14 protein-coding genes are annotated in these 22,720 nt (G+C 62.2%); 12 read left to right on the top strand and 2 right to left on the bottom strand.

Features of this window, described 5'->3' with window-relative positions:
* Window positions 1-47 precede the first annotated feature (47 nt).
* From dgcB to J3P82_RS02400, 6 genes are all read left to right on the top strand, one after another.
* Window positions 48-1,997: a dimethylglycine demethylation protein DgcB gene (dgcB, locus tag J3P82_RS02375; RefSeq protein ID WP_434560444.1), complete on the top strand. Its 1,950-nt coding sequence runs from the start codon at window positions 48-50 to the stop codon at window positions 1,995-1,997.
* Window positions 1,997-3,217 carry an electron transfer flavoprotein subunit alpha/FixB family protein gene (locus tag J3P82_RS02380; RefSeq protein ID WP_434560446.1) on the top strand — a complete coding sequence of 407 codons (1,221 nt, stop codon included), beginning with the start codon at window positions 1,997-1,999 and terminating at the stop codon, window positions 3,215-3,217. The genes dgcB and J3P82_RS02380 overlap by 1 nt, the downstream gene beginning before the upstream one ends.
* Before the next feature lie 15 nt (window positions 3,218-3,232).
* Window positions 3,233-4,003 (top strand): electron transfer flavoprotein subunit beta, encoded by a 771-nt coding sequence (locus tag J3P82_RS02385; protein WP_434560448.1) that lies wholly within the window; start codon window positions 3,233-3,235, stop codon window positions 4,001-4,003.
* 1,004 nt (window positions 4,004-5,007) lie between these two features.
* Window positions 5,008-8,460, top strand: coding sequence for a GMC oxidoreductase (locus tag J3P82_RS02390; RefSeq protein ID WP_434560450.1), 3,453 nt, complete (start codon window positions 5,008-5,010; stop codon window positions 8,458-8,460).
* 152 nt (window positions 8,461-8,612) lie between these two features.
* Window positions 8,613-10,481, top strand: coding sequence for a hypothetical protein (locus J3P82_RS02395; protein WP_434560452.1), 1,869 nt, complete (start codon window positions 8,613-8,615; stop codon window positions 10,479-10,481).
* Between the two features lie 27 nt (window positions 10,482-10,508).
* A complete protein-coding gene (locus J3P82_RS02400; RefSeq protein WP_434560454.1) occupies window positions 10,509-11,756 on the top strand; it encodes a metallophosphoesterase in 1,248 nt (415 codons plus the stop codon).
* 43 nt (window positions 11,757-11,799) lie between these two features.
* Here J3P82_RS02400 and gbcA read toward each other — a convergent pair whose 3' ends face one another.
* Entirely contained in the window at window positions 11,800-13,095 is a 1,296-nt protein-coding gene (gbcA, locus tag J3P82_RS02405; protein ID WP_434560456.1) for a glycine-betaine demethylase subunit GbcA, read from the bottom strand.
* 284 nt (window positions 13,096-13,379) lie between these two features.
* Between gbcA and gbcB the strand changes: the two genes are divergently transcribed.
* On the top strand, window positions 13,380-14,480 hold the full coding sequence (gbcB, locus tag J3P82_RS02410; RefSeq protein WP_434560458.1) for a glycine-betaine demethylase subunit GbcB: 1,101 nt from the start codon (window positions 13,380-13,382) through the stop codon (window positions 14,478-14,480).
* Between the two features lie 192 nt (window positions 14,481-14,672).
* Here the strand turns inward: gbcB and J3P82_RS02415 are convergent, their stop codons facing one another.
* Window positions 14,673-15,713: a low specificity L-threonine aldolase gene (locus J3P82_RS02415; RefSeq protein ID WP_434560460.1), complete on the bottom strand. Its 1,041-nt coding sequence runs from the start codon at window positions 15,711-15,713 to the stop codon at window positions 14,673-14,675.
* Window positions 15,714-15,909: 196 nt separating this feature from the next.
* On the opposite strand from J3P82_RS02415, the gene J3P82_RS02420 reads away from it, so the two are divergent.
* From J3P82_RS02420 to J3P82_RS02440, 5 genes are all read left to right on the top strand, one after another.
* Entirely contained in the window at window positions 15,910-16,614 is a 705-nt protein-coding gene (locus J3P82_RS02420) for a TraX family protein (RefSeq protein WP_434560462.1), read from the top strand.
* Window positions 16,615-16,791: 177 nt separating this feature from the next.
* Complete coding sequence (gene glyA, locus J3P82_RS02425) at window positions 16,792-18,045, top strand: serine hydroxymethyltransferase (RefSeq protein ID WP_434560464.1); 1,254 nt, start codon at window positions 16,792-16,794, stop codon at window positions 18,043-18,045.
* A gap of 21 nt (window positions 18,046-18,066) precedes the next feature.
* Window positions 18,067-19,317 carry a sarcosine oxidase subunit beta gene (locus J3P82_RS02430; protein WP_003177603.1) on the top strand — a complete coding sequence of 417 codons (1,251 nt, stop codon included), beginning with the start codon at window positions 18,067-18,069 and terminating at the stop codon, window positions 19,315-19,317.
* Between the two features lie 14 nt (window positions 19,318-19,331).
* Window positions 19,332-19,661, top strand: coding sequence for a sarcosine oxidase subunit delta (locus J3P82_RS02435; RefSeq protein WP_014340581.1), 330 nt, complete (start codon window positions 19,332-19,334; stop codon window positions 19,659-19,661).
* Complete coding sequence (locus tag J3P82_RS02440) at window positions 19,658-22,675, top strand: sarcosine oxidase subunit alpha (protein WP_434560466.1); 3,018 nt, start codon at window positions 19,658-19,660, stop codon at window positions 22,673-22,675. The genes J3P82_RS02435 and J3P82_RS02440 overlap by 4 nt, the downstream gene beginning before the upstream one ends.
* The last annotated feature ends 45 nt before the right edge of the window (window positions 22,676-22,720 follow it).

Genomic DNA, 22,720 nt, shown 5'->3' on the forward strand with positions numbered 1-22,720 from the left:
TTTACTTGCCGCTTGTGGCTTGAAGCTTGCCGCTTGAGGTAACTCTGATGCTAAACACCCTTCTTCCAATCCTGCTGTTCGCAGCCCTCGGCCTCGCTGCCCTGGGTGCCTTGCGGCGGGTGAATATGTGGCGCCGGGGCCGACCCTCCAAAGTCGACCTGATCGGTGGCCTCTTCGCCATGCCCAAGCGCTACATGGTGGATCTGCACCATGTGGTGGCGCGGGACAAGTACATCGCCAACACCCACGTCGCCACGGCGGGCGGGTTTGTCCTGGCGGCGGTGCTGGCCATTCTTGTGCACGGTTTCGGCCTGCAAAACCTCATCCTCGGCTATGCCTTGCTGTTCGCCACGCTGCTGATGTTCAGCGGCGCGATCTTCATTGCCCTGCGCCGCCGCAATCCCCCCTCGCGGCTGTCCAAGGGCCCCTGGATGCGCTTGCCGAAAAGCCTGTTCGCGTTTTCCATCAGCTTCTTCCTGGTGACCTTGCCGGTGGCCGGGATCCTGCCGGCGGACTTTGGCGGCTGGTTGCTGGTGGCGTTGCTGGGCCTGGGCGTGCTGTGGGGCGTGTCGGAAATGTTCTTCGGCATGACCTGGGGCGGGCCGATGAAACATGCCTTCGCCGGCGCCCTGCACCTGGCCTGGCACCGCCGTGCCGAACGCTTTGGCGGTGGCCGCTCCACCGGTCTCAAGCCGCTGGACCTGAACGACCGCGCCGCGCCGCTGGGTGTGGAAAAACCCAAGGATTTCACTTGGAACCAGCTGCTGGGCTTCGACGCCTGCGTGCAGTGCGGCAAGTGTGAAGCAGCCTGCCCGGCGTTTGCCGCCGGCCAGCCGTTGAACCCGAAAAAACTCATCCAGGACATGGTCGTCGGCCTGGCCGGCGGCACCGATGCGAAATTTGCCGGCAGCCCTTACCCAGGCAAGCCCGTAGGCGAGCACGGCGGTAACCCGCATCAGCCGATCGTCAACGGTCTGGTGGACGCCGAGACCCTGTGGTCCTGCACCACGTGTCGGGCGTGCGTCGAGGAATGCCCGATGATGATCGAGCACGTCGATGCCATCGTCGACATGCGCCGCCACCTGACCCTGGAAAAAGGCGCCACGCCGAACAAGGGCGCCGAGGTGTTGGAAAACCTCATCGCCACCGACAACCCAGGTGGTTTCGCCCCGGGCGGGCGGATGAACTGGGCCGCAGACCTGAACTTGAACCTGCTCAGCGAGAAGAAATCCACCGACGTGCTGTTCTGGGTCGGCGACGGTGCCTTCGATATGCGCAACCAGCGCACCCTGCGCGCCTTCGTCAAAGTGCTCAAGGCAGCGAAAATCGACTTCGCCGTGCTCGGCCTCGAAGAGCGCGACAGCGGCGACGTGGCCCGGCGCCTGGGTGACGAAGCGACGTTCCAACTGTTGGCCAAGCGCAACATCCAGACCCTGGCAAAATACAGCTTCAATCGCATCGTCACCTGCGACCCCCACAGCTTCCACGTGCTGAAAAACGAATACGGTGCCTTCGATGGCAATTACCTGGTGCAGCACCACAGCACCTACCTGGCGGAAATCATCGACGCCGGCGCGCTGAACCTCGGCCAACACAAAGGCGACAGCGTGACTTATCACGACCCGTGCTACTTGGGGCGCTACAACGGCGAGTACGAGGCGCCGCGCCAGGTGCTGCGTGCGTTGGGCATCGAGGTCAAGGAAATGCAGCGTTCCGGTTTCCGCTCGCGTTGCTGCGGCGGCGGTGGCGGTGCGCCGATTACCGACATCCCGGGCAAGCAGCGCATTCCCGACATGCGCATGGACGACATCCGCGAAACCGGCGCCGAACTGGTGGCCGTGGGTTGTCCACAGTGCACCGCGATGTTGGAGGGCGTGGTCGAACCACGGCCGATGATCAAGGACATTGCCGAACTGGTGGCCGACGCGCTGCTCGAAGACGCGGCCCCGAGCAAGCCCGTGACCCCGGCCAAACGTGAACCTGCGGAGGTGCATTAATGAGCGACATCATCCGCCGCGACCCTCGCGCCGAGTGGATCGCCCGCAACCGCCTGCACCCGCTGCATGCGGCCATGCAACCGGTACAGCACAGCTGGATGGGGCCCAATGGCGTCATTCGCAAGAACGTCCACGGCGTCGGCTTCATCGGCCCCAACGGCATCAAGCGGATTGATCGCAGCGGTGTCCAGCAAGGTGGTGCGAGCAAACGCACCGCTGCCGTGGAAGTCCAATTGCCATTGCATCAGGTGCCGCAACCGGCGTTCTACATCAGCGTAGTGCCGGACATGGTCGGTGGCCGTCTCAGCAGTCACGACCGCGATCTGTTGGGCCTCGCCCACCAGCTGGCGGGCGCGGAAGGCGCGGTCCTGGCGGTGGTGTTCGGCGAGCATAAAGAGAATGCCTTCGCCACGGCGGGCGTGGACCGCTTGCTGGTGCTTGAAGGTGAAGAGTTCAGCGGCTATGCACCGGAACAACGGGTGCAAGGCCTGCGGGCTGTGGATAACCAGTTCGGCCCGCGGCATTGGTTGTTGCCAGACAGCCGCACTGGTGGCGGCGAACTGGGTCGGCGTTTTGCCGCCGCCCTGGGCGAGCGCCCGGCCACTCGGGTCTGGCAGGTCAAGGGCGAGGAGTGTATCGGCCGCGCCGGTGCGGGCCTGCAAGACTTGGCCAGGCCGTTGGCGCGTTTGATCCTGGCAGCGGCCGAATGCGCCGAGCCAGTCAGCGAAACCCGTCACGAAGCCTTGCCGGTGGAGTTATCCACAGGCGTGGCCCGCAGCTTGTCGCGAATTGAAGACCTCGGTGCGGTGGCGGTGGATCCTGGCGCGATTCCGATGGCTGAGGCCGAGTTCATTTTCTCCGGCGGCAACGGCGTCAAGGACTGGGAGCTTTTCCACAGGACGGCCGCGGCCCTTGGCGCCACCGAAGGCGCTTCGCGGGTGGCGGTGGATGACGGCTTCATGGCCCGCGACCGCCAGGTCGGCGCTAGCGGCACCTGGGTTACGGCGCGGGTCTATGTGGCTGTGGGGATTTCCGGGGCGATCCAGCACCTGCAAGGCATCGGTGCTTGCGACAAGGTGGTGGCGATCAACCTCGATCCCGGCTGCGACATGATCAAGCGTGCGGACCTGTCGGTGATCGGCGACAGCGCGGCGATTCTCCAGGCCCTGATCGCGGCGGTAGAGGCTTACCGCAACGAAGCCAGGCGCGATGCGGCTTAAGCTAAGGAAACGTTCATGAGTAACCAAGTGATCAGCCTCGTCTCCATCGGCGCCCACCCGACCTCCGGTCGACCCCGGCGCGCCGAACAGGACGCCCGCGCCGTGGAGCTGGGCCTGCAACTCGCCGGCACGGATCTGCAAGTGCTGCATGCCGGCGATGTGGCCGAACCGGCCTTGCGTGCCTACCTGGGCATGGGCCTGGATGAACTTCATGTGTTGGAAAATCCGGAGGGCGCCGACGCCCTGCCGGCCCTGACCGATTACCTGCGCGACGCCGGCGCTCAAGTAGTGCTCACCGGCAGCCAGGCGGAAACCGGCGAAGGTTCGGGCATGCTGCCGTTTTTGCTGGCGGAAAACCTCGGGTGGCCGCTGGTGGTGGGGCTGGCCCAGGTGGAATCCATCGAAAACGGCGCGGCCCTGGTGCTGCAAGCATTGCCGCGTGGCCAGCGGCGACGGCTCAAGGTGCGCTTGCCGTTTCTCGCCACTGTGGATAACGCTGCCCCCAAGCCCCGTCAAAGTGCCTACGGCCCGGCGCAGCGTGGCGCATTACAGGCTGAAGAAGTCGAAGTGGTCGACGACAACTTGCTGACGGTGGCGACTCTGCAACCGGCCAAGCCACGGCCCAAGCGCCTGAAGGTAATCAAGGCCAAGAGCGGCGCCGACCGTATGAAAGCTGCCACGGCCAAGGCCAGCGGCGGAGGTGGGCAGGTGCTCAAGGGCGTCAGCCCGGAGGCGGGGGCCGAGGCAATTCTCAAGCTGTTGGTGGAGGAAGGGGTGGTTCGCTGAGCCCAGACTCACCACGATTGACTGTCCTGGCCCCCTCGCGAGCAAGCTCCCCACAGGGGGTGGATAACCTGTTCGCTTCTCGGTGCACCACGCGTCAATCAAGCCTTACAGGCCTTCGCTCAAAAAACGTGCGGCCTAACTGGCGGTTTTTTCGGGGTTTTTGTCAACAGCCACACGAAGCCTCTGATACTTGCCCCCAATCTCTGTTGGCGCTTCTGTGGATAAGATGTTCGCTCAACGCTGCAAGCCGTACGGGACGGGGTGTTCAGTGGGTTGGTCATAAAATGATCGATTGGCGTTTTTTATCAGGAAAACCTTTGTAAACCGCGATTTACAAGCCGTTCATGCAGTTTTCCACAGAAGCGTCAAAATTACCCCCAAACCCTGTTGGCGCTTCTGTGGATAAGGTGTTTGTTCACCGCCACAGCCCATGTATTCATGGGCTTACAGAGGTTTGTTCAAAAAACAACCGATAAGCCAGTAAAACCGTCATCCTCCATAAGTCACGGTTTTTATTCGCGTTGCCGTAGAAAAAATTCCCGACCTGCGCGCATTTGTCCCCATTTGCTGTGGGTGTCCATGTGGATAACTTGTTCGCGGAACCCTGAAGGCCGCAGCGGGCTTAGCGCGAAAGGCAATAGATCAAATTTCATACAGTTCTAAGGAACCGCCTTGACGTAGAGGTGTCGGCTGTCTTCACTCAGGGCACAAGGACAGCGCGACTTTATCCATATCTGGTTCAGGGAGAACGCACGATGGATAGCAAGGCCCCCCACCCGTATCCCGCTTCAGCCCCGACGTGCATCCCGACACCTGTTACTTCGCTACCCCAGCGCGCTCATCGTGCAGCCCATCAGCGAGTACGCCTATAGCGCCTGAGTTTCCCCCCGATCAACACCGTTGACTGCCGCTTTAACCCATACGGGATAGTGGCCAGGCGTTCATGCGCCTGTGAATTTACAGGCAACCGCAGAGTTGCCCCTTCTGCCTGAGAGGACTTGAACATGACACGGATATCGACCCCCATCAGTGAGATCAAGGAACACTACGACGTTATCGTCATCGGTTCGGGATACGGCGGCGGGATTGCCGCCTCGCGCTTGTCCCGGGCCGGGCGCAGCGTCTGCCTGTTGGAACGTGGCCGGGAGATCCAGCCGGGCGAATACCCCAACACGTTGCTCGCCGCCACCGAGGAATTGCAAGTGCATGACCCGGACGGCCACATCGGTTCGCGCACCGGGCTGTTCGACCTGCACGTCAACGCCCAGCAGAACGTAGTGGTCGGGTGTGGCCTGGGCGGCACTTCGCTGATCAACGCCAACGTCGCGCTGGAAGCCGAGCCGGGCGTGTTCGAGGACCCGCGCTGGCCGCTGGCGATGCGCGAACACAGCGACACGTTGCTCAAGGACGGCTACGCGCGGGCCCGGGAGATGCTCAAGCCCAATCCCTATCCGGCGTCCGCGCCGAACCTGCCCAAGCTCGATGCCCACAAGAAATCCGCTGACTACCTCAAGCAGGGCGCGCACTTCTACAGGCCGCCGATCAACGTGACGTTCGACAAGCTGCCGAACAACCTCAACCACGTCGGCGTCGAACAGTTGCCGTGCAATGGTTGTGGTGATTGCGTCTCGGGCTGTAACAACAAGGCCAAGAACACCACGCTGATGAATTACCTGCCGGACGCCTGGAACCATGGCACCGAGATTTTCTGCCAGGCCGAAGTGCGCCATCTGGAGCGCGATGGCGACGGCTGGATCGTGCATTTCCAGTACCTGGACAGTGGCCGCGAAATGTTCTCGGCGCCGACGCTGTTCGTACGCGCCGGTATCGTGGTGGTGTCGGCCGGTACCCTGGGTTCCACCGAAATCATGTTGCGTTCACGGGACAAGGGCCTGTCCATGTCCAACCAGTTGGGCGAGAACATGAGCGGTAACGGCGACATCCTCGGGTTCGGCCACAACTGCGACCAAGTCATCAACGGCATCGGCTTCGGCGCCCATTCGGCCAAGGAGTTGGAACCGGTGGGGCCGTGCATCACCTCGGTGATCGACATGCGCACCGAAGGCGACTGGCGCAGCCGCATGGTGATCGAAGAGGGCTCGATCCCCGGCGCCCTCGGCCGGGCCATGGTGCCGAGCATGGCGGCATTCGCCGAGATGGTCGGCGTGCCCACCGACACCGGGTTCGGTGCCAGCCTCAGATACAAGGGACGCGAAGCCGAAAGCTTCCTGCGTGGCCCGTATTACGGCGCGCTGCATAACATGCAGACCTATCTGATCATGAGCCACGACAACGGTAAGGGCCGCATGGTTCTCGACAACAAGGACCAGTTGCGTATCGACTGGTCCGGTGTCGGCGAGCAGGAAAACGTCACCCTCGGCAACGAACGGTTGCACCAGAGCACCAAGGCGCTGGGCGGCATCTGGGTCGAGAACCCGATCTGGACCAAGCTGCTCAAGCACAGCATCGTCTCGGTCCATCCGCTGGGCGGCTGTGTGATGGGGGAAGACGCGAGCCAAGGCGTGGTCAATCACAAGGGACAGGTGTTCAGTGGCGCCAGCGGCACCGACGTCTACCCAGGCCTGTACGTCACGGACGGCTCGGTGATCCCGACGTCCCTGGCGGTCAATCCGCTGCTGACCATTTCAGCGGTGAGCGAACGCAACATGGGGCTGCTGGCGGCCGATCGCGGTTGGCTGATCGACTACGCGCTGCCTTCGGCCCCGCGCAAACCGGTGGCGGCGCCGACCCTTGGCGTGCAGTTCACCGAAACCATGAAGGGCTATTTTTCCAGCGCCTTCACCCAACCCCAGGGCACCGACCTGGCTCTTTACGAAGCTGCGGCCAAGCGGGGCGAGGCCGACAACTCGCCCATCGAGTTCACCTTGACCATCACCGCTGCCGACCTCGATCGGCTGATCAAGGAGCCGGAGCACGCCGCGACACTGGTGGGCACTCTCGACGCGCCGCTGTTGTCGCCCAAGCCGTTGGTGGCCAGTAACGGCGTATTCAACCTGTTCGAGCAATATCAGGAACAGGTTGGCGTGCGGCACATGAACTACGACATGAAACTGGCCGCCGAGGACGGCACTGAGTATTTCTTCAGCGCGTTCAAGACCGTGCCGGAGGACGACGGCGTGCTGAACATCTGGCATGACACCAGCACCTTGTACGTCACGCTCTATCGTGGGCCGGACAAGACCGGCGCGGTGATCGGCTCCGGGGTAATGCACATCCTGCCGGCCGACTTCGCCAAGCAGATGACCACCATGAAGGTGCTCAACGCCCGTAATGAGCGTGAGCGGTTGGAGGCGCTGGCGCGGTTCGGCAAGTTTTTTGCTGGAATCCTGTGGGAGAGCTACGGCGGAGTGTTCGCTGGCGATGTCTATTTCAACCCCGACGCGCCAGCTCGCTTGAAACGGCCGCTGGATGCGCCCGCGCCGGTGGTGCATTTCTTCCAGACCGAAGACAACGTCGAGCTGCGCCTGACCCGCTATCAGGCCGGCAGCAAAGGCCCGGTGATGCTGGTCCATGGTTTGGGCGTGGGCTCGAATATCTTCTCCACCGACACCATTCACACCAATCTGCTGGAATACCTGTGCAAGCACGAGTACGACGTCTGGCTGCTGGATTTGCGGGTGAGTATCCTGCTGCCGGCGAGCAAAAACGAATGGAACGGCGATCAGGTGGCCCAATACGACTTCAAGGCCGCCATCGGGCAGATCCAACAGGCAACCTTGGCCCGCGACGTGCAATGCGTGGTGCATTGCTACGGCGCGACGACCTTTTTCATGTCAATGCTGGCGGGCTTGCAGGGCGTGCGTTCGGTGGTCTGCTCGCAGATCGCCGCCGACACGGTGGTCGCCACCGCCACGGGTCTGAAGGCCGGTTTGCACTTGCCGGGCATGCTCGATGCCATCGGCATCAAGTCCATGACGGCCTACGCGGACACCAAGGAAAGCTGGTTCAACAAACTCTACGATAAGGCTCTCAATGGCTATGCCCGGATCGAGGCCCAGGGCTATTGCACCAACCCGGTCTGCCATCGCATTACGTTCATGTATGCATCGCTGTACCGCCACGACACCCTCAACGAAACCCTGCACGACAACCTGCATGAGTTGTTCGGCGAATCGAACATCCAGACCTTCGAGCACTTGGCGCTGATCGTGCGCAAGGGGCATCTGGTGGACTTCAAGGGCAACGACGTCTACATGCCGCATTTTGATCGGCTGAAGCTGCCGATCTGCTTCATCAGTGGTGCCGACAACCAATGCTATCTGCCGCAAAGCACCCTCAAGACTTACGAGCGATTGTGCGAGATGCATGGGCCGCAGTTGTTCAGCCGGCACGAGGTACCCGGCTATGGCCATATCGACTGCATGTTCGGCAAGGACGCGGTGGTGGATGTGTATCCGATCATCCTTGAGCACCTGGAGAAGACCGCGCTCGGCTGAAGCGACTCACCCGTGGCGAGGGAGCTTGCTCCCGTTCGGCTGCGAAGCAGTCGTCGCTTTTGAAGTCTTGGGGGGCCGCTACGCGGCCCAGCGGGAGCAAGCTCCCTCGCCACATGGGTTTGTGGTGAGTCAGGAATAAGGAAAAGGATGCCATGAACACTTACATCCGCTGGTTCCAACGCATTATCTGGATCGGAATCGTCATGAACATGGTCTTCGCGATTCCGGCGCTGTTCGCCCCGGCGTTGCTGACGTCCATGCTCGGCCTGCCGCCGGTCCTATCCGATCCCTGGCTGGAAAACACTGGCATGTTGCTGGTGGGGATCAGCCTGTTCTACATGCCCTCGGGGTTCAACGCGCCGCGTTTTGTGGTGCATTCATGGTTGTGCGTGCTCTCACGGCTGGTGGCGGTGGTGTTCTGGATCTACCTGATCAACACCAGTAACCAAGGCTCGCTGTTCGTACCGATGTTGATGGGCGACCTGGGCATGTTCCTGATATTGGGCGTGCTGTTGTACTTGGGCAGCCCGCGGGAAAATCGTCCGCTGGCCTTGCTTTGCGTCGGTTGGCGAGAGTGGCGTGAAGGCTGGGCACAGCGCTGGCAAAGCCATGGCTTCAAAACAGGACTGTTGGTCGTACTGTTGGTGCTTGGTTTCATCGGCTACCAGACCTGGTACCAGATGATCCGCGAGGTACCGCAACCGGACTTCGCTTCCGACGAAGACCATTACAAATACGCCGCCATCGGCCTGGGCATCGAGGCGCGGATTCCCTACTACCTGTTCGCCGTGCTGCCGCAGATGTGCCCGGAAAAGCTGCCCAAGCCGGGCGGTTACGAGGTGTTCGGTTTCCTCTATGAAAACGGCAACGACCTACCCATCGGCATGGCCAAGCGGCAGCTCGGTTATCCCACGGTCGAGCCGAACTGCGCCCTGTGCCACACCGGTTCCTACCGGGCCAATGCTTCTGACGTCGCGGTGCCGGTCGCCGCCGCGCCGGCCAATACCCTGCAACTGCAAGCCTTCCAGTGGTTCGCCTACGAGTGTGCCAGCGATCCGAAATTCACCCCTGATGCGGTGATGGCGGCGATCAACGGCAAGTTCCAGCTGGGGTTCTTCGAAAAGCTCTATAACCGCTACCTGATCATCCCGATGGCCAAGAGCGCGCTGCTCAAGCAGAAACAGGCCTACGCCTGGCAGAAGCTGCGTCCGGCCCAAGGCCCAGGGCGGACCGATACCTTCAACCCGACCAAGATGGTGGTGTTCGGCTTCCCGGATGATTCCACCATCGGCACGGTGGACTTGCCCCAGGTCTGGAACCAGAAACCCCGCGAGTCCATGTACCTGCATTGGGACGGCAATAACAACCAGATCCACGAACGCAACTACGCCGCCGCCATGGCCGTGGGCGCGACGCCGCAGTCGGTGCTGCCGCCGAGTTTCAACCGGGTGACCAACTGGCTGCTGGGCCACAAGGCGCCGGCATGGCCGTTCGCTTTGGATCAAGCAAAAGTCGCCCAAGGCAAACCGATCTGGGAGCAGAACTGCGCCGGCTGCCACGACTTCGGCCGCAGCGACACCGGCCAGGTCACTACCAACATCGACCAGTTGGGCACCGATCCCCATCGGCTGAATTCCTTCACCACCGGGCTGGTGACGGCGTTCCACGGCTTCAAGAAAGCGCCGTTCGATTTTGGCGCCTACCGCAAGACCCAGAGCTACAGCAACACGCCCACTGACGGCATCTGGCTGCGCGCGCCGTACCTGCACAACGGTTCGGTGCCAACCCTGTGGGATTTGCTGCAACCGCCGGAGCAACGTCCGCAAGTCTTCTACACGGGCTCCGACATCTACGACCCGCAGAAGGTTGGCTTCATCACCAGCGGTGCGCAGATGAAGGCATCAGCGGATTTCAAATACGACACCCGCCTGGAAGGCAACCATAACGGTGGTCACCTGTATGGCACGCAACTGTCAGAGGTCGACAAACGGGCCCTGATCGAATTCATGAAGACCCTGTAGTCCAGGGCAAAACGAAGGAGCGTTCACATGTCATTACTGCACCATTGGGAACATGAGTTCGACAAGGTCAAGGTCCGCCTGCATGGGTTGGTCACGCGACTGGAGATGTCCTGGAAAAAACTCGTCAACGACCTGGAGCCCGAGGAATTTCAGGCCATCGTCAAATTGCTGGAGCGAGGCCACGACCAGGCCCGGCATGTCATCGAGCACGGTGACTTGCCCGATGACGAACCGGCCGTGCCATGGGAGCTGGCCCATGGTCTTTCGATCCTCAAGATCGGCAACGCCACGCCCCTGCCGCAAAAAGAACAGGAGCTGCCAACGCGGGTACTCAAGGACGGCACTTTGCTGGGCTGTCGAAAGTGGGAGCTGCTGGACTTGCTGTGGAGCGAGGCGCTGCTCAAGTGGATCGAAAACCTGCGCCATCACGCGCCGTTTGCTACCAATCCGGCGCTGGTGAAAATGGACAGCGACGTGGTGCTGGCCATCGCCGGCGACTGGGGCACCGGGCCGTTCGACAGCCACGCACCGGCGGTGGCGGTGGCCAACCAGATGCAATTGGCCCTTGCCGATTTCACCATTCATCTGGGCGACGTGTATTACGCCGGCACGCACTCCCAGGAAGACGTCGACATGGTCGGCTGGCCCCAGGGCAAGCACGGCTCGTTCACCCTCAATTCCAACCACGAGATGTACAGCGGCGGCCACGGCTATTTCAAGGAACTGGCCAAGCGCTTCCCGGTGCAGCAAGGCACCAGCTACTTTGCCTTGTACAACGACGACTGGCTGGTGGTCGGCCTGGACAGCGCCTACGCCTCGGACGCTATGAACCTGTACATGGACGGCACCCTCAACACTCAGCAGATCGAGTGGATGAAAACCCTGCCCAAGCGCAAGAAGCTCATGGTGCTCAGTCATCACCAGGGCTTTGATATTTCCGGACACCACAAGACCGCGCTCTACCAACCGGTCTGCGATGCCCTGGGGCGTGAGCCGGATTACTGGTATTGGGGGCATTTGCACAACGGCATCTGCTACGCGCCGCAAGGCGGACTGCACGCGCGTTGCGCCGGGCACGGGGCGATCCCTTACGGCACCACCAGCGAGCTGAACGGGCATGCCCGGGTGCTGTGGTCGGAAACGGAATTGGCGGGGGACGAGGCGTATCCGGAGCGGGTGTTGAATGGGTACGTGAAGGTGCGGCTTAAGGGGGAGGAGATTGTCGAGACGTTTTATGGAGAGGATGGCAGTGTGCGGTGGTCGTCCAGCCCATGATCGTTCTCACGCCCGGCGTGGGAACGATCATGCGGGTTTTGACTTAACCCTGGACCGGAACGCCCTTGAGGTATGGCGCCGGTTCAGCTCCCAGGTTGTTGAGCATGCGCTCGCTGTACCAGTCGACGAAGTTCACCACGCCGAACTCGTAGGTCTTCGAGTACGGGCCTGGCTGGTAGGCGGTGGAGTTGATGCCGCGCTGGTTTTCTTCGGCCAGGCGACGGTCCTGGTCGTTGGTGGCGTCCCAGACTTCGCGCATGCGCGCCACGTCGTAGTCCACGCCTTCGACCGCGTCCTTGTTCACCAGCCATTTGGTGGTGACCATGGTTTCCTGGGCGCTGATTGGCCACACGGTGAACACGATGATGTGGTCGCCCATGCAGTGGTTCCACGAGTGCGGCAGGTGCAGGATGCGCATCGAGCCCAGGTCCGGGTTCTTGATGCGGCCCATCAGCTTGGCGCAGCCCTGCTTGCCGTCCATGGTCATCGACACGGTGCCCTTGAGCAGCGGCATGCGCACGATGCGGTTACGCAGGCCGAAGCTGGCGTGGGCGTAAGGGATTTTCTCGGCGTCCCAGGCGGCGGCGGAAGCGGCCACATGGTCCTTGAACGCCTGGTCGGCCCGTGGGTCGGTGACGTCGTCCCATTCCAGCAGGGTCTTGAGCAATTCAGGGTGCGAGGCGTTGCAGTGGTAGCACTCGCGGTTGTTTTCCAGCACCAGCTTCCAATTGGCCTTTTCGAACAAGGTGGTCTGGATCGCCACCTTGGTGTTTTCCATGTCGTAGGGTTCCATGTAGTGGTTCAGCGTCGACAGGAAGTCATCGATGGCCGGCGGGTTCTCGGCCAGGCTGATGAAAATGTAGCCGCCGGCGGTCTTCACGTTCACCGGCTTTAGGCCGTACTGCTTCATGTCGAAGTCGGCACCCATCTCGGTGCCGGCGAACAGCAGGCGACCGTCCAGCTCGTAGGTCCACTGGTGGTAATGGCAGACCAGCTTGGCGACCTTGCCCTTTTCGCTGGTGCACAGCCGCGAACCACGGTGGCGGCAGACGTTATGGAACGCATGTACCACGCCCTCGGCGCCGCGAATCACGATGATCGGGTTCTTGCCGATCTGCAGCGTCAGGTAGTTGCCCTTGGCCGGGATCTCGCAGGTCATGCCGGCGATCAACCATTCCTTCTGAAAGATTTCCTGCATGTCGATATCAAACAGGCGCTCATCGGAGTAGAACGGCTGCGGCAGCGAGAAGGTGCGCTCGCGCTCTTGCAGCATTTGCGCGGTGGCCTTGCGTGCGGGTTCCAGCGGATCGCCCAGGCTCAGGGTAGTGGTGACGTCCATCGTTTTATCCTCGTGGCTCTCTAAATGGAGCCGGTGAAAATGGCTAATCGGTTGTGCTACGCAAGGCAGAAAACTTTGTTTATCTGTTGGGGCGAGTGTGGGGCCGCGCAGGGGCGCAACCTTATCCATGGGCGACATGGCCCAATCTGTTCCCGACGCGCAAGCCCCGGTAATAGGGGGCTGGTCGCGATAAGTATGTGAATGTCGCAGATAGGTAAATGGCGGCGCAGGCGCCTGCGCACAATCGCCATCATGAAGGCCGACAGTCGGCCGTGGAGATCAGCATGTCCAATACTTTCCTGAACCCGGTCACCACCCAGACCTGGGCCAATGGCCGACATATCGTTCGTTGCGTCAAAGTCATCCAGGAAACCTGGGATGTGCGCACCTTCTGCTTCATGGCCGACCAGCCGATCCTGTTCTTTTTCAAGCCCGGGCAGTTCGTCACCCTGGAGCTGGAAATCGAAGGCCAGCCGATCATGCGTTCCTACACCATCTCCAGTTCGCCGTCGGTGCCCTACAGCTTCTCGGTGACCATCAAGCGCGTGCCGGGGGGCAAGGTTTCCAACTGGCTGCACGACACGCTGCACGAAGGCCAGGAACTGGCGGTGCACGGGCCGGTGGGGTTGTTCAATGCCATGGATTTCCCGAGCCCGAAGGTCCTGTACCTCAGCGGTGGCGTCGGAATCACGCCATGCATGTCCATGGCCCGCTGGTTCTACGACACCAACGCCAACGTCGACATGACCTTCGTCCACAGCGCTCGCTCGCCCAAGGACATCATCTACCACCGCGAGCTGGAGCACATGGCGTCGCGGATCGACAACTTCAGCTTGCACCTGATCTGCGAAAAGCATGGCCTGGGCGAGCCGTGGGCCGGTTACCGCGGTTACCTGAACCATAAAATGCTGGAACTGATGGTGCCCGATTTCCTTGAGCGCGAAGTGTTCTGCTGCGGCCCGACGCCGTACATGAGCGCGGTCAAGCGCCTGCTGGAAGCGGCTGGTTACGACATGAAGCGTTATCACGAGGAATCCTTCGGCGCCACGCCACCGGAAGCCCGTGCCGATGCAGTGGAGCAGGCCGAACAGGCGGCCGACGCTCCGCAGGTCGATGCCGCGGACCTGCACCTGGTGGAGTTCACCTCCTCGGGCAAGAGCATCCGCGTAGGGCCGGGAGAAACCGTACACGCCGCCGCCGCCAAGCTCGGCATGATGATCCCCAAGGCTTGCGGCATGGGCATCTGCGGCACCTGCAAAGTATTGAAACTGGGCGGGGAAGTGGAAATGGAGCACAACGGCGGGATCACCGAAGACGACGAGGCCGAGGGTTACATCCTGTCGTGCTGCAGCGTGCCGAAGGGGGATGTGCGGATCGATTTCTGATCTGCCCATCCTGGTAGTGGTGAGCCCCCTGTGGCGAGGGAGCTTGCTCCCGCTGGGCTGCGCAGCAGTCGTCATCCCGAAAGCACGAATTAACTGATAGGCCGCATGGGGCTGCTGCGCACCCCAGCGGGAGCAAGCTCCCTCGCCACAAAAGCTTCAAAGCTTCAAGGCCTGAAGATATCGGTCGTTGCTTCAGGCGCTCATCACTTCCCGAATATCCGCCGCCAATTCCTGCACCCGCGCTTCTTCGGTGTCCCACGAGCACATGAAGCGTGCACCGCCCTTGCCGATGAAGGTGTAGAAGCGCCAGCCCTTGGCGGTCAGGGCGGCGATGGCCGGTTCCGAGAGTTGCAGGAACACGCCGTTGGCCTGGACCGGGAACATCAGCTCGACGCCAGGAATGTCGCTGACCAGTTGTGCCAGCAATTGGGCGCAGTGGTTGGCATGGCGGGCATGCTTGAGCCAGGCGTCGTTCTGCAGCAGGCCGACCCAGGGTGCGGAGAGGAAGCGCATTTTCGAAGCCAATTGCCCGGCCTGCTTGCAGCGGTAGTCGAAGTCTACGGCCAGGTCGTGGTTGAAGAACAGGATCGCTTCGCCCACCGCCATGCCGTTTTTCGTACCGCCGAAACACAGCACGTCGACACCGGCCTTCCAGGTCAGGTCGGCCGGGGTGCAGCCGAGGAAGGCGCAGGCGTTGGAGAAGCGCGCGCCGTCCATGTGCAGGTTCAGCCCCAGTTCCTTGCAGGTGACGCTGATGGCGCGGATTTCTTCCGGCGTATAGACGCTGCCGACTTCCGTGGCCTGGGTCAGGGTCACCACGCGCGGCTTGGGGTAGTGGATGTCTTGGCGCTTGAGGGCGATCTCGCGGATCGACTCGGGAGTCAACTTGCCGTTTTCGGTGCGCGCCACCAGCAGCTTGGAACCGTTGGAAAAGAATTCCGGCGCGCCGCATTCGTCGGTTTCGACGTGGGCGGTTTCAGAGCAGATCACGCTGTGGTAACTCTGGCACAACGATGACAGGGCCAGGGAGTTGGCGGCAGTGCCGTTGAACGCGAAGAACACTTCGCAGTCGGTTTCGAATAGGGCACGGAAATCATCCGCCGCGCGGTGGGTCCATTCGTCGTCGCCATAGGCGCGCTGGTGGCCCTGGTTGGCTTTTTCCATAAACGCCCAGGCTTCGGGGCAAATGCCGGAATAGTTGTCGCTGGCGAATTGTTGACTCTTGTCGGTCATGGCCTTGCTCCTTGAATAGAGAGTCCTGGATAAAGAGATCCCTGGTGGAATTCCCGGATGGAGAATTCCGCGGTCCGGCGAACCTTGAGTGCAGAACGCCGTGTTCAATAGTGGTGCGCACTTTACCCAAGATTAGCGAGGGAGCACACGGGATGTTTCGGTCAGAAAATCACAAAATCAGCGGGCCGCTGTACACATGAGTCGGCGCGACGGTGCGCTGGACCTGCTCAAGTGGCTGGCACTGTTGGCGATGGTCCTCGATCATCTGCGATATGTCGGTTTTTCCGCCGATTGGCTCTATGTGCCGGGCCGCTTGGCATTTCCCTGGTTCTGCCTGGCAATGGCGGCCAACCTCGCACGCAACGGCGCCAGCTCGCTTCCATGGCGCTACCTGGGCTGGCTGTTGCTGTTCAGCGCCATCAGTGAAATCCCCTACCGCTTGTTCATTCCCCAGCCCACGACGTTGAACGTGATGCCGACGCTGGTGCTGGGACTGTTGGTGGCGCGCAGTTGGCAAACCCCTACGTTGGAGGCGCGATGCCTGGCGGTGGCGGCGCTGCTGCTGGCGGCGCTGTGCTCGTCACGGTTGATGTTCGGGTTCTACGGCGTGCTGCTGCCGCTGACGATGTTGCTGGTGTTTCGTCGGCCCTGGTATTTCGCGTTGCTACCGGGGATGGTCTGCGTGGCGGCCAATCAATGGCGGGTGTTGTATGGCGCGGCATGGCTGGGGGATGCGGTGGCGTCGTGGGGACTGGTGGCTTGCCTGATCGCGCCAGGGCTCGGGCTCTTGCTTTTGCGACAGGCGGGTCGTTTTCAGCCGCCAGCGATGCGGCGTTGGGCCTATGCGTTGTATCCCGCGCATTTCCTGCTGTTGCTCGCGGTTCGCCAGATTGCCACTTGACCCTTGTGGCCGGTGTTCCATTCGATTTGATCCCATGTCGTAAACGCACCTTTGCGTGGCGTCCATAGGCATTTGACCTGCCTGCGCCGGCCATACCATCGCATCCAAAGGGCACGACCGAAACGGTCCGTGCCTCACCGAGACGAAAGGCGCACCGCCGCCGCTGGGAGAGACGCGATGTTCAGCAAACAAGACCAAATTCAAGGCTACGATGATGCGCTGCTGGCGGCGATGAACGCCGAAGAGCAACGCCAGGAAGATCATATCGAGCTGATCGCGTCGGAAAACTACACCAGCAAGCGCGTGATGCAGGCCCAGGGCAGCGGCTTGACCAACAAATACGCCGAAGGCTATCCAGGCAAGCGCTACTACGGCGGCTGCGAGCACGTCGATAAAGTCGAAGCCCTGGCCATCGAACGCGCCAAGCAGCTGTTCGGCGCCGATTACGCCAACGTCCAGCCGCACTCAGGCTCATCGGCCAACAGCGCCGTGTACCTGGCGCTGATCCAGCCGGGCGACACCATCCTGGGCATGAGCCTGGCCCACGGCGGTCACCTGACCCATGGCGCGAAAGTGTCGTCCTCGGGCAAGCTGTACAACGCTGTGCAATACGGCATCAACACCGACACCGGCCTGATCGACTACGACGAAGTCGAGCGCCTGGCGGTCGAGTGCAAACCGAAAATGATCGTCGCCGGCTTCTCGGCTTATTCCAAGACCCTCGACTTCCCGCGCTTCCGCCAGATCGCCGACAAGGTGGGGGCCTTGTTGTTCGTCGACATGGCGCACGTCGCCGGCCTGGTTGCCGCTGGCCTGTATCCTAATCCGCTGCCTTACGCCGACGTGGTCACCACCACCACCCACAAGACCCTGCGCGGTCCACGCGGCGGCCTGATCCTGGCCAAGGCCAACGAAGCAATCGAGAAAAAACTCAACGCCGCGGTGTTCCCCGGTGCCCAGGGTGGCCCGCTGATGCACGTGATCGCCGGTAAGGCGGTGTGCTTTAAGGAAGCGCTGGAGCCTGGCTTCAAGGCCTATCAGCAGCAAGTGATCGACAACGCCCAGGCCATGGCTGGCGTGTTCATCAAGCGCGGCTACGATGTAGTGTCCGGCGGCACCGATAACCACCTGTTCCTGGTCAGCCTGATTCGCCAGGGCTTGACTGGCAAGGACGCCGACGCCGCCCTGGGCCGCGCCCACATCACCGTCAACAAGAACGCCGTGCCGAACGACCCGCAATCGCCGTTCGTGACCTCGGGCCTGCGCATCGGCACCCCGGCGGTGACCACGCGCGGCTTCAAGGTCAGCCAGTGCGTCACCCTGGCCGGCTGGATCTGCGACATTCTCGACAACCTCGGCGACGCCGATGTCGAGGCCAATGTCGCGCAGCAAGTGGCGGCCCTGTGCGCGGACTTCCCGGTTTATCGCTGAGTCGGTTTTGGAGTAATCACTATGCAACGCTATTCGGGCTTCGGCCTCTTCAAACACTCTCTCAGCCATCACGAGAACTGGCAGCGGATGTGGCGCACGCCGACTCCGAAAAAGGTCTACGACGTGGTCATCGTCGGCGGTGGCGGGCATGGCCTGGCGACCGCCTACTACCTGGCCAAGGAACACGGTATCACCAACGTGGCCGTGGTCGAGAAGGGCTGGCTGGGTGGCGGTAACACCGCACGCAACACCACCATCGTGCGCTCCAACTACCTGTGGGACGAATCGGCCCACCTGTACGAACACGCGATGAAACTCTGGGAAGGCCTGTCCCAGGACCTGAACTACAACGTGATGTTTTCCCAGCGTGGCGTCTACAACCTGTGCCACACCCTGCAGGACATCCGTGATTCCGAGCGTCGCGTCAGCGCCAACCGCCTCAATGGCGTGGACGGCGAGCTGCTCAACGCCAAGCAAGTGGCCGACGAGATCCCGTACCTGGATTGCTCGAAAAATACCCGCTACCCGGTGATGGGCGCGACCGTCCAGCGTCGCGGCGGCGTGGCCCGTCACGATGCCGTGGCCTGGGGCTTTGCCCGGGCGGCGGACGCCTTGGGCGTGGATCTGATCCAGCAGACCGAAGTCATCGGTTTCCGCAAGGAAAACGGCGTGTGCATCGGCGTGGAAACCAACAAAGGCTTCATCGGTGCCAAGCGCGTCGGCGTCGTCACCGCCGGTAACTCCGGGCACATGGCCAAGCTCGCGGGCTTCCGCCTGCCGATCGAATCCCACCCGCTGCAAGCGTTGGTGTCCGAGCCGATCAAGCCCATCATCGACAGCGTGATCATGTCCAACGCCGTGCACGGCTACATCAGCCAGTCCGACAAGGGCGACCTGGTGATCGGCGCCGGTATCGACGGCTACAACGGCTACGGCCAGCGTGGCTCGTACCCGGTGATCGAGCACACCGTCCAGGCCATCGTCGAGATGTTCCCGGTGTTGTCCCGCGTACGCATGAACCGTCAGTGGGGCGGCATCGTCGACACCACGCCGGACGCCTGCCCGATCATCTCCAAGACCCCGGTGCCGAACATGTTCTTCAACTGCGGTTGGGGCACCGGCGGCTTCAAGGCCACCCCGGGTTCGGGCAACGTCTTCGCTGCAAGCCTGGCCAAGGGTGAAATGCACCCGCTGGCCGCGCCGTTTTCCATCGACCGTTTCCACAACGGCGCACTGATCGACGAACACGGCGCTGCTGCCGTCGCCCACTAACAGGAGAAATCCCTATGTTGCACATCTTCTGTCCTCACTGCGGCGAACTGCGCTCCGAAGAGGAATTCCATGCATCTGGCCAGGCGCACATCCCGCGTCCGCTGGATCCGAACGCCTGCACCGATGAGGAGTGGGGCGACTACATGTTCTTCCGTGACAACCCACGCGGGTTGCACCATGAGCTGTGGGACCACGTCGCCGGTTGCCGCCAGTACTTCAACGTGACCCGCGACACCGTGACCTACGAGATTCTCGAAACCTACAAGATCGGCCAAAAGCCGCAGTTCACCGACAAGGCTGACAGTCCGAAAGCGGCTGCACAGGCTCTGGGAGAGAAGGTATGAGCCAGATCAATCGCCTGTCCAACGGCGGACGGATCGACCGCAACAAAGCGCTGAGCTTCACTTTCAACGGCCAGACCTACAAAGGCTTCGAGGGCGATTCCCTGGCCGCCGCGCTGCTGGCCAACGGTGTCGACATCATCGGTCGCAGCTTCAAGTATTCCCGGCCGCGCGGTATTTATGCCGCCGGCGCGGAAGAGCCGAACGCGGTGCTGCAGATCGGTGCCACCGAAGCCACGCAGATTCCGAACGTGCGCGCCACGCAACAGGCGCTGTACCAGGGTTTGGTCGCCACCAGCACCAACGGCTGGCCGAACGTGAACAACGACATGATGGGGATTCTCGGCAAGGTCGGCGGCAAGCTGATGCCGCCGGGCTTCTACTACAAAACCTTCATGTACCCGCAATCGTTCTGGATGACTTACGAGAAGTACATCCGCAAGGCCGCAGGGCTGGGTCGCTCACCGACCGAGAACGATCCGGATACCTACGACTACATGAACCGTCACTGCGACGTGCTGATCGTCGGGGCCGGCCCTGCCGGCCTGGCCGCCGCGTTGGCCGCGGCTCGCAGCGGTGCACGCGTCATCCTGGCGGATGAGCAGGAAGAGTTCGGCGGCAGCCTGCTCGACTCCCGCGAAAGCCTGGACGGCAAGCCGGCGACCGAATGGGTCGCTGCCGTAGTGGCTGAACTGCAGTCGATGCCGGAAGTGGTGTTGCTGCCTCGTGCCACGGTGAACGGCTACCACGACCATAACTTCCTGACCATCCATGAGCGCCTCACCGACCACCTCGGCGACCGCGCACCGATCGGCCAGGTCCGCCAGCGCATCAACCGCGTTCGCGCCAAGCGCGTGGTGCTGGCGACTGGTGCTTGCGAGCGCCCGCTGGTCTACGGCAACAACGACGTGCCGGGCAACATGCTGGCCGGTGCGGTGTCCACCTACGTGCGTCGCTACGGCGTGGCACCGGGCAAGAAACTGCTGCTGAGCACCAACAACGACCACGCCTATCGCGTCGCCCTGGACTGGTTCGACGCCGGCCTGCAAGTGGTTGCCGTCGCCGACGCCCGCAGTAACCCGCGTGGTGCGCTGGTGGAAGAAGCCCGTGCCAAGGGCATCCGCATCCTCACCGGCAGCGCCGTGATCGAGGCCCGTGGCAGCAAGCGCGTCACCGGGGCACGTGTTGCCGCGATCGACGTTCGCGCCCACAAAGTCACCAGTCCAGGCGAATGGCTGGACTGCGACCTGGTGGCCAGTTCCGGCGGCTACAGTCCGGTGGTCCACCTGGCTTCGCACCTGGGCGGCAAGCCGATCTGGCGTGAAGACATCCTCGGTTTCGTGCCGGGCGAAGCACCGCAAAAGCGCGTGTGCGTCGGTGGTGTGAACGGCGTCTACAGCCTCGGGGATAGCTTGGCCGACGGTTTTGAAGGCGGCGTGCGCGCGGCCAGCGAAGCCGGCTTCAAGGCCGTGGAGGGCGTGTTGCCAAAGGCCCTGAGCCGTCACGAAGAGCCGACCCTGGCGCTGTTCCAGGTGCCTCACGAAAAATCCACTGCACGGGGGCCGAAGCAATTCGTCGACCTGCAGAACGACGTCACCGCCGCCGCCATCGAACTTGCCACCCGCGAAGGCTTCGAATCGGTTGAACACGTCAAGCGCTACACCGCACTGGGCTTCGGCACTGACCAGGGCAAGCTGGGCAACGTTAACGGCCTGGCCATCGCGGCCCGTTCGCTGAACGTAAGCATCCCGCAGATGGGCACCACCATGTTCCGTCCGAACTACACGCCCGTGACCTTCGGCGCGGTGGCGGGCCGGCACTGTGGGCACATCTTCGAGCCGGTGCGTTACACCGCGCTGCAGGCCTGGCATGTGAAAAACGGTGCCGAGTTTGAAGACGTCGGCCAGTGGAAGCGCCCTTGGTACTTCCCGAAGAACGGCGAAGACCTGCATGCCGCGGTCAAGCGCGAATGCAAGGCCGTGCGTGACAGCGTCGGCCTGCTCGACGCCTCGACCCTGGGCAAGATCGACATCCAGGGCCCGGATGCCCGCGAGTTCCTCAACCGCGTCTACACCAACGCCTGGACCAAGCTCGACGTGGGCAAGGCCCGCTACGGCCTGATGTGCAAGGAAGACGGCATGGTCTTCGACGACGGCGTAACGGCCTGTCTGGCGGACAACCACTTCCTCATGACCACCACCACCGGCGGCGCGGCACGCGTGCTGCAATGGCTGGAGATCTATCACCAGACCGAATGGCCGGACCTGAAGGTGTACTTCACCTCGGTCACCGACCACTGGGCGACCATGACCCTGTCGGGGCCCAACAGCCGCAAGCTGCTGGGCGACGTCACCGACATCGACCTGGACAAGGACGCATTCCCGTTCATGACCTGGAAGGAAGGCCTGGTGGGCGGCGTGCCGGCACGGGTGTTCCGGATCTCGTTCACCGGTGAACTGTCGTACGAAATCAACGTGCAGGCCGACTACGCCATGGGCGTGCTCGAGCAGATCGCCGAGGCCGGGAAGAAGTACAACCTGACCCCGTACGGCACCGAGACCATGCACGTACTGCGGGCCGAGAAGGGCTTCATCATCGTCGGTCAGGACACGGACAGCTCAATGACCCCGGACGACCTGAACATGGGCTGGTGTGTCGGCCGGACCAAACCGTTCTCGTGGATCGGCTGGCGCGGCATGAATCGCGAAGATTGCGTGCGTGAAGAGCGCAAGCAATTGGTAGGCCTCAAGCCGATCGACCCGAATGTCTGGCTGCCGGAAGGCGCGCAACTGGTGTTCAACACCAAGCAGGCGATCCCGATGACCATGGTGGGCCACGTGACCTCCAGCTATGCCCACAACTCCCTGGGTTATTCATTTGCCATGGGTGTGGTCAAGGGCGGCCTCAAGCGGATGGGCGAGCGGGTGTTCGCGCCATTGGCCGATGGCCGGGTGATCGAGGCAGAGATCGTTTCTTCGGTGTTCTTCGATCCGAAGGGCGATCGGCAGAATATTTGATACCTGACCGTTCCCACGCAGAGCGTGGGGACGATCAATCTACGA

The organism is Pseudomonas sp. Z4-20, from assembly GCF_051131955.1.
Taxonomy (GTDB): Bacteria; Pseudomonadota; Gammaproteobacteria; order Pseudomonadales; family Pseudomonadaceae; genus Aquipseudomonas; species Aquipseudomonas marvdashtae.